This is a genomic window from Bacteroides sp. 14(A), from assembly GCF_000526555.1.
Lineage (GTDB): Bacteria > Bacteroidota > Bacteroidia > Bacteroidales > Bacteroidaceae > Bacteroides > Bacteroides cellulosilyticus.
In genome coordinates, this window is sequence record NZ_JAGH01000001.1 from 542,697 (window position 1) to 557,930 (window position 15,234).

Annotated in this window: 9 protein-coding genes; 8 read left to right on the forward strand and 1 reads right to left on the reverse strand. The window is 44.2% G+C overall.

Going from position 1 to position 15,234, the window contains the following annotated elements; all coding sequences use genetic code 11:
* The first annotated feature begins 484 nt into the window (after positions 1 to 484).
* The 6 genes from K429_RS0101900 (at position 485) to K429_RS0101925 (ending at position 10,406) form a co-directional block, all read left to right on the forward strand.
* The gene (locus K429_RS0101900; protein ID WP_025725854.1) at positions 485 to 2,104 is read left to right on the forward strand and encodes a DUF6377 domain-containing protein; all 1,620 of its coding nucleotides are present in this window, start codon (positions 485 to 487) and stop codon (positions 2,102 to 2,104) included.
* 348 nt (positions 2,105 to 2,452) lie between these two features.
* Positions 2,453 to 5,395: a TonB-dependent receptor gene (locus tag K429_RS0101905; RefSeq protein ID WP_007218737.1), complete on the forward strand. Its 2,943-nt coding sequence runs from the start codon at positions 2,453 to 2,455 to the stop codon at positions 5,393 to 5,395.
* A gap of 21 nt (positions 5,396 to 5,416) precedes the next feature.
* Positions 5,417 to 7,114 carry a RagB/SusD family nutrient uptake outer membrane protein gene (locus K429_RS0101910; RefSeq protein ID WP_025725855.1) on the forward strand — a complete coding sequence of 566 codons (1,698 nt, stop codon included), beginning with the start codon at positions 5,417 to 5,419 and terminating at the stop codon, positions 7,112 to 7,114.
* A gap of 264 nt (positions 7,115 to 7,378) precedes the next feature.
* Complete coding sequence (locus K429_RS0101915; RefSeq protein ID WP_007218739.1) at positions 7,379 to 8,674, forward strand: histidine-type phosphatase; 1,296 nt, start codon at positions 7,379 to 7,381, stop codon at positions 8,672 to 8,674.
* A 188-nt stretch (positions 8,675 to 8,862) separates the two neighbouring features.
* Positions 8,863 to 9,342: a 2-C-methyl-D-erythritol 2,4-cyclodiphosphate synthase gene (gene ispF / locus K429_RS0101920; protein WP_007210486.1), complete on the forward strand. Its 480-nt coding sequence runs from the start codon at positions 8,863 to 8,865 to the stop codon at positions 9,340 to 9,342.
* Positions 9,343 to 9,389: 47 nt separating this feature from the next.
* Positions 9,390 to 10,406 carry a metallophosphoesterase family protein gene (locus tag K429_RS0101925; protein WP_007218741.1) on the forward strand — a complete coding sequence of 339 codons (1,017 nt, stop codon included), beginning with the start codon at positions 9,390 to 9,392 and terminating at the stop codon, positions 10,404 to 10,406.
* 150 nt (positions 10,407 to 10,556) lie between these two features.
* Here K429_RS0101925 and K429_RS0101930 read toward each other — a convergent pair whose 3' ends face one another.
* Positions 10,557 to 11,927: a glycoside hydrolase family 28 protein gene (locus tag K429_RS0101930; protein WP_025725856.1), complete on the reverse strand. Its 1,371-nt coding sequence runs from the start codon at positions 11,925 to 11,927 to the stop codon at positions 10,557 to 10,559.
* A 117-nt stretch (positions 11,928 to 12,044) separates the two neighbouring features.
* On the opposite strand from K429_RS0101930, the gene K429_RS0101935 reads away from it, so the two are divergent.
* Positions 12,045 to 14,087, forward strand: a complete 2,043-nt coding sequence (locus K429_RS0101935; RefSeq protein WP_025725857.1) for a DUF3857 domain-containing protein — start codon at positions 12,045 to 12,047, stop codon at positions 14,085 to 14,087.
* A gap of 88 nt (positions 14,088 to 14,175) precedes the next feature.
* A complete protein-coding gene (locus K429_RS0101940) occupies positions 14,176 to 15,231 on the forward strand; it encodes a Gfo/Idh/MocA family oxidoreductase (RefSeq protein WP_025725858.1) in 1,056 nt (351 codons plus the stop codon).
* Positions 15,232 to 15,234: the final 3 nt, after the last annotated feature.

Below are 15,234 nucleotides of genomic sequence, written 5' to 3' on the forward strand. Positions count from 1 at the left end.
ATATATCCAACGTTACCGATATATAGATGCTAAAAGAGGAATCGGACTTGCCTGAAATTAGATTGCTTGTTGTGGATGATAATAAGCAATCTAATCATTCATAACATTGCTTATTCTGGATCATAAGACTGCTTGTTTTCAGATGTTATTCAATACATTGAGTGTTTTTTCTTCTTTCAGTCTTTCAGCTTATCTCAAACTCCCTGTTCATCGGCATTCCGGCTGAAATATACCTGAAACAGCTATAAAGCTGGAAGTTTCAGCCGGAATGCCGATGAATAGGGGGAGTCAGTGAGAACTGAAAGAACGGGAAGAGTTTTTTTCAAAAATAGAGGATGTCGGATGATGGTTCATTTTATTCAGAACCGTACGTCAACGTTTCCGGTGAATTCCTGCCAAAAGCCTCATGAAACTTTCCATTTCAGATATTTATTCCGTATTTTTGTCCGTGAAGATCTATTGTTAAACCGAGAAAGAAATCCGTATGAGGAAACTAAAGGTGTTTTTGGCAGTCTTGTTAGCATCCCTATCCCTGCATGTCCATCCCAGTGAAATTGATTCTTTGCTTCGTGAACTTGATATGTCTATCAGAAACCGTCCTCAATATACCCTGAAACGTCAGGAACAAATAGATGCCTTGCAACGAAAACTCCGGCTGTCTCATTCCGATCAGGAGCGTTATGATCTTTACCGCGAATTATTCGGCAAATATCGCTCTTACCGTATGGACTCGGCTCTATGGGTGGCCAATCAGCGCGTAGAACTTGCCAAGCGCATGAAGAATCCCCTTTATATTCGTTCGGCTGAACTGAATATAGCCGAAGTAATGATAGGAGTAGCCATGTATAAGGAAGGGCTGGAAATACTGGATGGAATCAAGTCCGCTGATCTGGACGCTTCCGGCGTTTCCTATTATTATTATCAGTATCACCAGGTTTATACGCTGATGGCGGATTATGCTTTCTCTGATCAGATGAAAGAACATTACCGGGGGTTGGCATACCAATATAAAGATTCTATTATCAGTATGCGCCGTCCCGGTTCACAGGGTTATCTGTTGATGATGAGTGAGAAATTGCTGTATGAAGAAAAGTATGATGAGGCCATAGAGATACTGAAAAGTTGCTACAAGACACATGAAGAGAAGGGATACAGTGTTGCCATTCCTTCTATCGGTCTCGCCAATGCTTATGCCTTTATGGGCAATACTGAATTGCAGAAGAAATATCTGGCTATTTCGGCTATTGCCGATATTCAAGCGGCAACGAAGGAATACATCTCCTTGTGGAAGTTAGCGAATCTTCTGTTTCAGGAAGGAGAAATAAAACGTGCTTATACTTATATAGAATGTTCTATGCAAGATGCCACCTTCTGCAATGCACGCTATCGTACGCAGGAGATTTCGGAACTGCTTCCCGTTATCAGCCGGACGTACGAAAACAAGTTGAAGGAGGAGAAAACACAAATGGTTGCCCTGGTCATTCTGACATCTGTCCTGCTGGTCATATTGCTGATTGCTCTGATGTTCATTTTCTATCAGATGAAGCGGCTGAATGTAGCCCGGAAAGCGGTGAACACTATGAATGAGGAACTTAAACATATCAATTCTGATCTGCATACACTGAATGATAAGTTGCAGGAATCCAATCAGGTGAAGGAAGAATATATCGGCTATGTATTCAATATGTGCTCTCTATATATCAACAAGCAGGAAGAACAACGGAAAATGCTTGCCCGTAAAATCAAGACCGGGCAATTGGATGATTTGTATAAGACTGTCAATTCCTCTTCTTTTGTTGCCAATGAGTTGAAAGAATTCTTCTACACGTTCGATAGTGTGTTCCTGAAACTCTATCCTAAGTTCATAGAACAGTTCAATACTTTACTTCAGGAAGATGAACGCATCTGTCCGAAGGAAGGTGAATTGCTGACCCCCGAGTTGCGCGTCTTTGCTCTGATCAGATTGGGTATTACAGATAGTGGGAAGATTGCGAACTTCCTTCATTATTCTGCCCAGACGGTGTACAACTATCGTCTGAAAGTGCGGAACAAATCTTTGCTTTCCAAGGATGAATTTATGGAAGCTGTGCAGCAAATAGGCTAATAAAACCTCTTTCTTTTTTCCTCAAATGTCTACTTAAATCTACTTTCCTGACTCATGTAGGGAAGTGGCTTTGTATTGTATTTCAATTACTTATCATTTTAAAGCGTCTACTTATATCTACTTTACTCATCTACTCAGATCACTTCCCCTGAAAGTTATGCTCTACCTTTGCCGTAGAAATTAAAGTTAACAATAGATTTTCTTTGGGTATTGGTTTTTATCAGGTAAACAGGTTACACGAGGATTATAGAAAAAAAGTCTGTGCCGTGTGCGGGCGAACAGAGATTCGCCCCTACAGGTACAGAGGTAAGAGAAAATTATTTTTTTATTAATTATAATAATAACCTTATGAAAAACATTTTTAGACTTGTCAAGGGACTTCTCCCTTTGTTGGGATTACTACTATCCCTGTCGCTTTCAGCACAAGACATCGTGGTGAAAGGGCATGTGAAGGATGCTACCGGTGAATCGGTTATCGGAGCTAACATTCTTATTAAAGGTACTTCTATAGGTACTATTTCCGATGTGGACGGCAATTTTACACTGAAGGCGGCTACCGGAAATGTACTTACCGTCACCTGTATCGGTTATAAAGGACAGGAAATCACCGTGACAGACAAACCTCTCATTGTAGTTACCATGCAGGAAGACAGCGAGTTGCTGGACGAAGTTGTAGTCATCGGCTACGGACAGGTGAAGAAAGGCGACGTGACCGGATCTTTGCTGACTGTGAAACCGGATGAGCTGAACAAAGGTAAGCAATTGACTGCTGAAGATGCTCTGGTGGGTAAAGTTGCCGGTGTGAATATCGTGCCGGGCAATGGTGCACCGGGTAGCGGCGGTACCATCCGTATCCGTATGGGAGCCTCTTTGTCGGCAGATAATGATCCGCTGATTGTTATCGATGGAGTACCCGTAAGCAATACTTCTATCAGTGCCATCAATCCGAACGACATTGCTTCCTTTACAGTATTGAAGGATGCTTCTGCCACAGCTATTTACGGTTCGCGTGCTTCCAATGGTGTCATCATCATCACTACCAAGAAGGGAAGTGCTGACGGTACCTCCCGTCCCTCCTTCAACTATAACGGAAACATGACAGTAAGCAATGTATATCAGTATATGGATGTACTGTCTACTGAAGAATTCCGTCAGGCTTTTGCCGAGCATGCCAATGCTCCGGAGACTTTCAAGCTGGGCAATGCAGATGTAGACTGGCAGAAAGAAATCTATCGCGTGGCACTGGGTACGGATCATAACTTGTCCATGACCGGAGCTTTGAAGAATATGCCTTACCGTGTATCCGTAGGATATACTAACCAGAATGGTACATTGAAGAATAATAACTACGAGCGTATCAACGCCAGTGTAGGTCTGTCTCCGAAGTTCTTTGATAAACATCTTTCTGTAGATATCAACGTCAAGGGAAGTATTGAGAATAATCAACCGGTTTCAACAGGCGTGATTGGCAGTGCCATCTCTTTTGATCCTACCCGTCCTGTTTACGAAGACTATGAAGGTAATGTAGGTCTGGGATATTATACATGGATGAATGGCGGTAAACCCATCACGCTGGCCGCTGCGAATCCGGTTGCCGATCTGGAACTGGCTGACAAACTCGAAAAAACAAAACGTTCTATCGGTAACATTGCCCTCGACTACAAGGTGCACGGATTGGAAGACCTGCGCTTCAATCTGAATATGGGCTATGACATCCAGAAGAATGACAATCGTGAAAATGTGCCCGATCTTGCTCCCTCCATGTACACTGGAAATCAGAATGACGGTACGGGCAAACGCTATAAATACCATCAGACCAAGCGCAACACCTTGCTCGATTTCTATGCCAATTACGATAAGGAACTGAAAGATCATCACATCAATGTCATGGGTGGTTATGGCTGGCAACGTTTCTGGTATAAGAATAATAGTGTAACCACCGACACCGAAGGCAAAGAACTGGCTACCCCCCAGCATGCCGAAGCTGAACTTTACCTACTTTCTTTCTATGGACGTGTAAACTACTCCTGGAAACAACGCTACATGTTGACGGCTACTCTGCGTGCAGATGCTTCTTCACGTTTTTCTCCCGATAACCGTTGGGGGTATTTCCCTTCAGTTGCGGCAGCCTGGCGTGTGAACGAAGAGGCTTTCCTCTCTAACTTCAAAGCCTTGTCCGATTTGAAACTCCGTTTGAGCTACGGCCAGACCGGTCAGCAATCCATCGGTTCATACTATCAGCACCTGCCGACTTATACGGCATCTTATGACGAATCCCGCTATTACTTCGGTGATCAATGGTACACTACTTACCGTCCCAATGGCTACGATGCCAACATCAAGTGGGAGACTACCGAAACTTATAATATCGGTATCGACTATGGTTTCCTGAACAACCGTATCTCCGGTACGATTGATTACTACTGGCGTACTACCAAAGACCTGCTGAATAAGATATTCGTTCCTGCCGGAAGCAACTTTACCAATATGATTGAAACCAATATCGGTAATATGAAGAGTAAAGGTCTGGAAATCGGTATCAACGTGATTCCTGTGAAGAACAAGGATTGGGAATGGACTGTCAGCGGTAATTTTACCTGGAATACTTCCGAAATTACAAAGCTGAACACCATTGACCGTGAAGACAACTATGTGAAGACAGGTAATGCCGGCGGTACGGGTAAATATCTGCAAGTCCACATGGTAGGCGAAACTCCGAATACTTTCTACCTGTTGCAACAGGCTTATGACGATAATGGTAAGCCGCTGGATGGCAAATATATCGCAAAAGATGGTTCCGTCACCAGCAGCGAAGAAGATGCCAACAAGTACGTGACCGGCAAAAGCTCCAAAGCTCCTTACTACTGCGGTCTTTCTACCCGTCTGACATACAAGAACTGGGATTTGGGTATCAACGGACATGGAAGCTTCGGTGCTTATGTTTATAACTATGTGAAAGCCTCCGATTCTTTGGACGGACTTTATGGCGGAACCGGCGTTTCCAGCAATATTCTGCGTTCTACCCTTGAAACCGGATTTACGCAGGATCGCATCTATACCGATTACTTCCTGGAGAAAGGCGACTTCTTCCGTATCGACAACATTACGTTAGGACATACCTTCGATAAGTTGTGGAACGAAAAGACCTCTCTTCGTCTCTCTTTCACCGTGCAGAATGTATGTACACTGACAGGCTATAGCGGTCTTGACCCGGAAATTTATAGCGGTATCGATAAGAACATCTATCAGCGCCCGCGTATGTTCATGCTGGGAGTAAATCTTAATTTTTAATTCATGAAAAATCAGAAAACAATGAAAACGAAATATTTCAAGTTAGCAAGTATATGTCTGGTATCTCTCTTCCTTCTTTCTTCTTGTCTGGGAGATTTGGATACATTGCCTTTGGACGACAATGAATTGGTGGGCGAGAAGGTTTATTCTACGCCTGAGGGATACATCGGAGTATTGGCAAAGTGTTACGCCAGCCTTATCCAGACCGGACAAAAGGGTGGTGATGGCGGAAACGGCGACGTGCCGGGTATTGATGAAGGTTATAGTGGCTATACACGTGCTCTGTTCTATTTGCAAGAGGCTTGTACGGATGAGATCGTTTTCCATTCCGGTGGCAGTCATGGAAGTTTGTCACTGTTGTATATGAACTGGGACCCTTCGACAAAGATTATTTGCTATTCATATTATCGTCTGTATATGGCCATTAACTACTGTAATGAGTTCTTGCGCGAAAGTACGGAAGGGAAATTGAAAGACCGTGGCGTATACGATGCTTTGCAGGCTGAAATGCCTTATTACCGTGCTGAAGCACGCTTCATCCGTGCTTATTGCTACAGCATGATTTGCGACTTGTACGGTTCGGGTCCTTTCATTGATGAAACGATGGATGTAGGTACGATTCCTCATCAGAAGACCCGCCAGGAAATCTACGACTATGTGATTTCCGAAACGGAAGAGCTGACAACCTTGCTGAAAGAACCGAAGCGGAATGAATATGGCCGTGTGGATCGTGTATCGGCTTGGTTTCTCCTGGCACGTGTCTATCTGAATGCCGAAACATGGGTAGGCAAGAATGAATATACCAATGCTTATAAATATGCCAAAAAAGTGATTACGGAAGGTAATTATCCGCTGGCTTCTGATTACCGTCACATCTTCCTGGCAGATAACAATACTTGCTCCGAAATCATCTGGCCTTTGGTGCAGGATGCTGACTATGCACAGAGCAGTGCCGGAACCAACTTTCTGATTAAAGCATTGATGAATGGTCCGATGGATAGCTATGTAAAAACCGGAGTAGGTAGCCGTGGTTGGGGTAATGCCCGTGTGAAGGTGGCGCTTGTAGATAAGTTTGATGAGGCTGACCAAACCTTCTATGAAAATGATCCTTGGGGAGATAATAAGAAAGATAAGCGTGCACAGTTCTTTACTATCGGTCATACAAAGGAAACCTGGGTAGAAGGTAAGGCTTTCCAGAAGACTTTTGAGAATGGTTATGCGTGCATCAAATGGAGAAATGTAACCAAGGACCGTAAGGAATTGGTAGATGGCGGTACTAAGTATTCGTCTGTAGACCTCCCGATGTTCCGTACGGCAGATGCTTACCTGATGGCTGCTGAGGCTATTCTTCGCGGGGCTGCGGAAGGCACGCGTGCTGAGGCGCTGGGTTATGTGAATGAAATCAGAGACCGTGCTTATATGTCCGGCAACTATGGTGACGGGGTATCCGGTCGTATTACCGACGGCCAGTTGAATCTGGACTTCATTCTAGATGAAAGAGCCCGTGAGATGAATATGGAGTTGGTGCGTCGCACAGACCTGATCCGCTTTGGCAAATTCACAAAAGGATATAACTGGGACTGGAAAGGTAGCAGCGACGGTGAAGTTGGTACGTATGTGGGTAAAGATGTGAACGATAAGTACAAATTGTATCCCATTCCGCAAGATGAGTTTACCACGAACCCGTATCTGACACAGAATCCGGATTATCAGAAATAAGGATGAAGGTTGATTCATTACCATAGGGTTATGAGCTAAATGATAAATAATCTTTTAGACGCGGATGACACGGATGACGCGGATTTTTTTTATTCACGTTTATAGCGCAGCTTTTTAAATCCGCGTTATCCGTGTCATCTGCGTCTAAAAAATAATATACCGAATGGCGCTAATCACTTATCACCAAACACTAATCACTTTTGTTCTTTTCTTTTCCGTTTTTACTAATACAATAATAAATACATTAAAAATAACAACTTGTTTATGAGAATGAAACGAACTCTTTTTTCAATCGTCCTGTTAGCCGCTTTGGCTGTGCAAGGCTTATATGCACAAGCCACACGCGAAGAAATCTTCAATGATATTGCAACGACAGGTGGTGTATATTACGCTTACCCCGGTCCTTCGGGCGTCCAGACCAAGGCTCCGAAAGGTTATGAACCATTCTATATCAGTCACTATGGCCGTCATGGTTCCCGCTGGCTAATTGCGGATGAAGACTACGTCCGCGTGATGGAAGTCTTTGAGAAAGCCCATGCAGCCGGAGCATTAACCGATTTGGGCGAAGATGTCCGTAAACGTCTGGACATTGTCTGGGCAGATGCCAAAGGACACGGCGGCGACCTCAGTCCGGTAGGAGTGAAGCAACAACGAGGCATTGCTGAACGTATGTATCAGGCATTCCCTGAAGTATTTAAAGGCGAACCGCAAATGTCTGCCCGCTCTACCGTAGTTATCCGTTGCGTGCTCAGCATGGATGCATTCTGCGAACGCCTGAAGGAATTCAACCCGAAGATGCGGATTGAGCGCGAATCCAGCAATAAATATATGGATTACCTAAATTTCCATACACAGGAAGCTATGAAGTTTACTTCACGCAAAGGGCCTTGGTATGAGGAATTCCGTAAGTTCGAAGAAGAACATGTCCGTCCGGAACGTCTGATGAATACACTGTTCAATAGCAAAGAGTATATTCGTAAGAATGTGAATCCTGAAGAACTGATGCGCGGTCTGTATTGGGTTGCTTCTGATATGCAGAACGTGGAACCGGAGGTTTGTTTTTATGATATCTTTGAGAAGCAGGAATTGTTTGATATCTGGCAGATACATAACTATAAGAACTATGTATGCGACGGCCCTTCGCCCATGACGAACGGACTGATGCTGGCAAACGCTAAATCTCTGGTTGAGAATATCATGGACTCAGCAGACGCGGCGATTGCCTCCGGTACAAACTCGGCCACTTTCCGCTTCGGACACGACGGTAATGTTATTCCTCTGGTAGGCTTGCTGAGACTGGAGAACTGTTATAATGAAGAGTCCGATCCAGCTAAATTCTATCAGGCATGGTGTAACTTCAAAATGGTGCCTATGGCTGCCAATGTGCAGATTGTTTTCTTCCGTAAGAAAGGCAGTGCAGACGATATCATCGTGAAGTTCATGCTGAACGAGAAAGAAGTGAGTATCCCGGTGAAGACCGACATCGCTCCTTTCTATCACTGGAAGGACGTCAGGGCATTCTACAAAGACCTGTTGTCCCAACTGCCGGATAGACCGTAAATCATAAGGAATACGGAATAGAACGCAAATTACACAGGTTACGCAATTTCTTTCAGGCCTCCTATCGGTTGCCTTATATAAGACGAAAAATTGCGTAATTTGTGTAATTTGCGTTCTGTCTTTATTCCCCACTTGCTTTTTTTTCCGTACTTTCGTGCATTCATCCAATAAAATAAAAGAAGAACGATATGAAAATACGTGTAGGCTTTGGCTTCGATGTACACCAGTTGGTGGCAGGACGTGAACTCTGGTTAGGCGGTATCCGCCTGGAGCATGAGAAAGGATTACTCGGACATTCGGATGCCGACGTGCTGATTCATACCATTTGCGATGCCTTGCTGGGAGCCGCCAATATGCGTGATATCGGTTATCATTTTCCCGATACCGCAGGAGAGTTCAAGGACATAGACAGCAAAATATTACTGAAGAAAACCGTAGAACTGATTGCAACCAAAGGCTATTCCGTGGGCAACATTGATGCAACCATCTGTGCAGAACGCCCCAAACTGAAATCCCATATTCCCGCCATGCAGCAGACGCTTGCCAAAGTAATGGGAATAGATGAAGACGACATCTCCATCAAAGCTACTACTACGGAAAAGCTTGGTTTTACCGGTCGCGAAGAAGGTATCTCAGCTTATGCAACAGTTTTGATAACCAAAGAATAATACTGATTTCAACCTAATAAACTACCTAAAAACTAATTACTAACAACATGAAGAGAATTTCTTTAACCCTTTGTCTGGCTTTTCTGACAGTTCTGTTCTGCCAGGCACAGGTTGCCCCCTTAAAGTTTAACAAGAACGGAGAGTTTAAAATCGTCCAGTTTACCGACATCCATTTTCAGTATCACAATCCAGCTTCAGCCATTGCCTTGAAGCGTATCAATGAAGTTCTGGATGCCGAACGTCCCGATTTGATTGTTTTTACCGGAGATGTAGTTTATGCACCGCCTGCTGATACAGCCATGCGAGCCGTACTTGATTGTGCTTCCTCCCGTAAGATACCTTTTGTCGTGACTTTCGGTAACCATGATAACGAACAAGGCAAAACGCGTGCCGAATTATACGATATAATCCGTTCCATGCCTTACAACATCCAGCCCGACCGTGGTAGTGTTGAGTCTCCCGACTACGTCCTCACCGTGAAATCTTCGGATGGCAAGAAAGATGCTTCAGTGCTCTATTGCCTGGATTCTCACTCGTACTCCAAATTACCGGATGTGAAAGGGTATGACTGGCTTACCTTTGATCAGGTGAACTGGTATCGTCAACAAAGTGCAGCTTTTACCGCTAAGAATAACGGAAAGCCTTTGCCTGCTTTGGCATTCTTCCACATCCCGCTGTCCGAATACAACGAAGCAGCTTCTGATGAGAACGCCATCCTTTATGGTACGCGTATGGAGAAAGCTTGTTCAGCTGCTATTAATACCGGTATGTTTGCCGCTATGAAGGAAGCAGGTGATGTAATGGGTACTTTTGTCGGACATGACCATGATAATGACTATTCAGTCATGTGGAAAGGTATCGTACTGGCTTATGGACGTTTCACAGGTGGTAATACGGAATATAACCATCTATCTAACGGTGCACGCGTAATTGTGTTGAAGGAGGGAGAACGTACCTTTACTTCCTGGATACGCCTGAAAGGTGGTGAGTTAAAAGATAAAACAGTCTATCCCGACAGCTATGTGAAGGATGACTGGCGTAAACGTCCGCTGGTTACGGAGTAACCTTTCTGAAGAGAACATTCTTATATACTATGCAAAAGATGCCATCTTTAACAGCAAAAGATGCCATCTTATGTAACGAAAGATGCCACCTTTTACATCAAAAGATGGCATCTTTTACATCAAGCCTCAGAATGTTCTATGTCTTTACCCTTAGTCTTCTTGTTCTGCGGAAGTAATCCGCTTACCGTTCACCTCTACGTTGTCGAGCGTTAAGTTCACTACATTGTCCATCTGTATGGCTTTCGGTGCCTGTTTTACCTTTATGTTCCGCAGGGTGATATTATAAAGTTTAGCTTCCGGTAATCCGTTTGCCATGAGTGCTACGCTGTCCACGCGGTTGCAAGTTACATCTTCTATGCAGATATTGCGGAAGAGTGTCGGATGATTTCCACCGCGGTATCCGTGGTAGTTCGTACGGAAATTAATCACTCCCCACAGGCAGACGTCCGCTTCTATCCGGCGCATGTTTAGATTTTCAAAGTAACCGCCACGGTCCAGATTTGATTTGAAGTAAATGCCATTGCGGCAACTGTCTATCTTGCAATCCTCGATAAAGATGTTCCGTACGCCACCGGACATTTCACTACCGATGGTAATGGCCCACCGGGCGAAGTGGCAGTTACGGATAATCACATTTTCCGTGGCTTGGCCGATGCGCCAGCCATCCTGGTCGCGTCCTGATTTTATGGCGATACCATCATCTCCCACATTGAAGTCCATGTTCTCAATCAGTACGTTCGTGCTTGATTCCGGATCACAACCATCGTTGTTGTAGTTGTTACTGTCTATATATACATTGCGTACGGTGACATTGTCGCAGAATACAGGATGGATAATCCAGAATGGAGAATCGTAGATCTGTACATCTTCTACAAGTACATTCTTGCAGCCGTAGAATTGTATCATGCATGGGCGCAGGTAATATCCCTCTCCGAATACGCGTTCGTATACCGGGATGGAATCGATACCCATCTGGCGCAAGCGATCCAGGGCAGGACCTTGCAGGGCGTGCCAACCATTGAAAGTTACAGCTCCGTTGCCGTCAATCGTGCCTTTGCCGGTCAGGGCGACATTGGTGCACTGGTAGGCATAGATGAAAGGGGAGTAGTTGAAACATTCCGTTCCTTCCCATTTGGTCAATACCATGGGGAGATAGTCAGAGGCCACGGTCGAGAATTCCAGACGTGCGCCATCTGCAACGTGCAGGTTTACATTACTTTTCAGCAGGATGGCGCCTTTGCTGAAATAGTTTCCGGCAGGGATGAGAACGGTGCCGCCACCATTTGTATTACATTGATTGATGGCCTCCAATATGGCAGGTCGGCTGTCAAAACTCGTATCGCTTTTTGCCCCGTAGGCAGTTACGTCATATATACTGTCCGGAAAAGTAGGCGGAACAATGTTCTTCAGGATTTCGGGAACTTTTGCCCATTCACCGGATTCTTTGCGGGTAGTTGCAGTGCTGCTACATGCCGCCCATAGAATGGGGAGTAGACAGGCTAAAAAAGCTAATTTCTTCATGGTATTCAATATAAATAATGTGTGTGGCAAAAATACCTGTTTTTTTTGTAAGATCAACGCCGCTGTATTGTATTAATTATTATTTTTGTACAATTGGTAATCTTAAAAAGTCAAATCATGAAACACGGGCTATTTATTTTCTGCATGCTTATTTCTTTATGCTTCCCGATGGCTTTTTCACAACAAGCTACTACTGTAATTAAGCCTGACCTGAAGTATGGCAAACCCTCCAAGGAGGAGCTATCACTGGAGACATACGCTCCTGACACTACCGCAGTGGCAGTTTATCTGTTTCATAAAGGCAAGAGCGGTTTTACTTATAATGATAAATTTGAATTGTATACGGAACATTGGGTACGCATCAAGATATTGAAGCCGCAAGGTGTTTCACAAGCTGATGTAGCCATTCCTTATTATGCGCCTTCTGACAGAGATAAGGAGAAAGACCGCATCTCCGATCTGGACGGATGTTCCTATAATCTGGAAAATGGGAAACTTGTTAAAACCCGTCTGAAGCGGGAGCTCGTTTCCGATGAGAGGCTGAATACCTATCACAGAGTACTGAAGTTTTCATTGCCTGCTGTCAAGGTCGGGACAGTTATCGAATATCACTATAAAATGACTTCCGACCATTCCGTACACATAGACAACTGGATGATGCAGGAAGAAATTCCCGTAGTATACAATCAATACGAAATAACTATTCCTCATGTATTTGTATATAATATAGAGTTTAGAGGGCGCCAATATATAGATGTTCTGGAAGAGAAAGGTTCGGTACAAGCCGCACAACATACAACAAGTGGCGTAGCGAGAGTGTCGAATGACTTTACTATTTCGGCACAGAAACTTACGTTTACTTCCCAAAATCTGCCTGCCATCCGCCAGGATGAATCTTTTTGCTGGTGTCCGGAAGATTATAGAATACAGGTTAGTTTCGATTTGCAAGGAACCAATTATCCGGATGAAGGCTACAAACCTTATAGCCAGAACTGGGAGGATGTGGATAAACAACTGACCCGGGAGGAGAACGAAGGCTTTGGTAAACACTTGTTGTGGAAAAGCCCGTACCTTGAAGAGATTCGGCAACTCAACCAATCGGGCAATTTGACTTTTAATCAAAAAGTTATAGGTGTTTTCCAATTGCTGAAGCAAAAGTTGTCTTGGAATGGAGAGTATAAACTTTACAGTGAGAATCTGGAGAAGGTACTTAAAGCCGGAACCGGCAGTAATGCCGATTTGAATTTTATTTTTATCAGTATGCTCAGAAGCTACGGCATCAAGGCCTATCCTGTCGTCATGAGCCGGCGTTCCGGGGGAATGTTGCCGTCTAACTTTCCCTCTCTTCAGAAATTGAACACTTTCGTAGTGGCTATTTATGATGAGGCAAGAGGAAAGTATGTTTATCTGGATAGTTCGATGGAGGTACCGGCTCTCAATGTGCTGCCCATTGAATTGTCGGTGACCAAAGCACGTATGCTTTCTGCCGATATACCGGAAAAACAAAAGTGGGTGAACTTGCAGGAAATATCTACCAATCAAGTTTTCATGAAAATCAGTGCTAATACCCGGGAGAATCTGATAACCGGACGTCGGACCACCATTCTGAAGGGACATCAAGCTTTAGAACACCGGAAAGAGAACCAGGCGAAAGACTCTCTTGTGAATAAGCAGGAATTGATGAAAGAAAAACTGACGGTTACCAATCTGAAGTTAACAGATAAGGAAGATGACTTCACAACTATACAGGAAGAATTTGATTTTGTACTTGAGGCGGAAAAGTCGGATGACCATATATATATTAATCCGATTCTTTTTCCGCAATTGACAAAGAACCCGTTTATACAATCGGAGCGGATCCTTCCGGTAGAGTTCCCTTATCCGTCAAAAGTCACTCTCTCTTGTGCGCTGACGCTTCCTGAAGGTTATGAGGTGGAAGAAATCCCCCACACGCAAGTGATAAAGACTGAAGACAGCAAGCTACAATGCAAATATGCAATCCAAAGAAACAGGAACAACGTCATTGTGAATTATACATTCATTTTGTCTTCCTCGGTCGTGCCTTCCGAATATTATGGACAGTTGCAGCAGATATGGAATAAGGCGGTGGAGATGAATCAGGCTCTCATTGTACTGAAAAAGGAGCTTCCGAAGGATTAAATTATCTTTCTTCGTAAAACCTTATTCCTTCATGTGTGGTACATCAGCGATAAATTCATTAGTTTTGCCGAAAGAAAAAATGAAAGATATGGATAAGATAAGAACCGGATTGGCTGCCTTTGGAATGTCGGGACAAGTATTTCATGCTCCTTTTATTTCCACAAATCCTCATTTTGAGTTGACTGCTGTCACTGAGCGTAGTAAAGAATTGTCACGGGCGAAGTATCCGCAATCCCGTATTGTGCGTAGTTTTGATGAGTTGATAGGGATGGAAGAACTGGAGTTAGTGGTAGTGAATACCCCTGACAGTTCCCATTACGAATATGCCCGTCGTGCTCTCGAAGCCGGAAAACATGTTATCGTTGAAAAACCTTTCACCACTACTGTAGAGGAAGGTGAAGAACTCGTAGCCCTTGCTGCGGAAAAAGAACTGACCTTAAGTGTTTACCAGAATCGTCGTTGGGATTGTGATTTCCTGACCGTGAAAGAAATATTGGCTCAGGGATTGTTGGGCCGTCTGGTCGAATTTGAATCAACCTTTCCCCGCTACCGGAATTTCATCAAGCCGAATACCTGGAAAGAAACCGGCGAGAATGGTGGTGGTCTGACTTATAATCTGGGTGCCCATGTCATCGACCAGGCTGTTCAACTATTTGGTATGCCCGAAGCTGTATTTGCTGATATTGCAACTTTACGTACCGGTGGTAAAGTAGATGATTATTTTATCATCCATCTGATGAAACCTGCCCGGATGCCGGAAGTGAAAATCACCTTGAAAGCCAGCTATCTGATGTGTGAGAATGAGCCTCGCTTTGTTCTTCATGGAACGGAAGGTTCTTATGTGAAGTATGGTCTTGATCCTCAAGAGGCGGATCTGACTAAAGGTGTGTTGCCGGATACTCCGCATTGGGGAGAAGAGGATGAATCCCAATGGGGAATACTCCATACAGAAAAAGATGGTAATGTGGTGCGGAAACCTTATCCGACCCTTCCCGGAAACTACGCTGCTTTTTATGAGAATATTTATCAGCATATCCGGAATGGAGCGGTGTTGCAAAGTGATGCGTGCGGAGTGCTTGGCGTTATCCGCCTGATTGAGGCGGCATGGGAGAGTAGCCGTACAGGGAATGTTATAAAGTTGTAATTT

Coding starts and splice junctions, on each gene's coding strand:
- K429_RS0101900 (WP_025725854.1), top strand. CDS start 485: ATGAGGAAACTAAAGGTGTTTTTGGCAGTCTTGTTAGCATCCCTATCC.
- K429_RS0101905 (WP_007218737.1), top strand. CDS start 2,453: ATGAAAAACATTTTTAGACTTGTCAAGGGACTTCTCCCTTTGTTGGGA.
- K429_RS0101910 (WP_025725855.1), top strand. CDS start 5,417: ATGAAAACGAAATATTTCAAGTTAGCAAGTATATGTCTGGTATCTCTC.
- K429_RS0101915 (WP_007218739.1), top strand. CDS start 7,379: ATGAGAATGAAACGAACTCTTTTTTCAATCGTCCTGTTAGCCGCTTTG.
- ispF (WP_007210486.1), top strand. CDS start 8,863: ATGAAAATACGTGTAGGCTTTGGCTTCGATGTACACCAGTTGGTGGCA.
- K429_RS0101925 (WP_007218741.1), top strand. CDS start 9,390: ATGAAGAGAATTTCTTTAACCCTTTGTCTGGCTTTTCTGACAGTTCTG.
- K429_RS0101930 (WP_025725856.1), bottom strand. CDS start 11,927: ATGAAGAAATTAGCTTTTTTAGCCTGTCTACTCCCCATTCTATGGGCG.
- K429_RS0101935 (WP_025725857.1), top strand. CDS start 12,045: ATGAAACACGGGCTATTTATTTTCTGCATGCTTATTTCTTTATGCTTC.
- K429_RS0101940 (WP_025725858.1), top strand. CDS start 14,176: ATGGATAAGATAAGAACCGGATTGGCTGCCTTTGGAATGTCGGGACAA.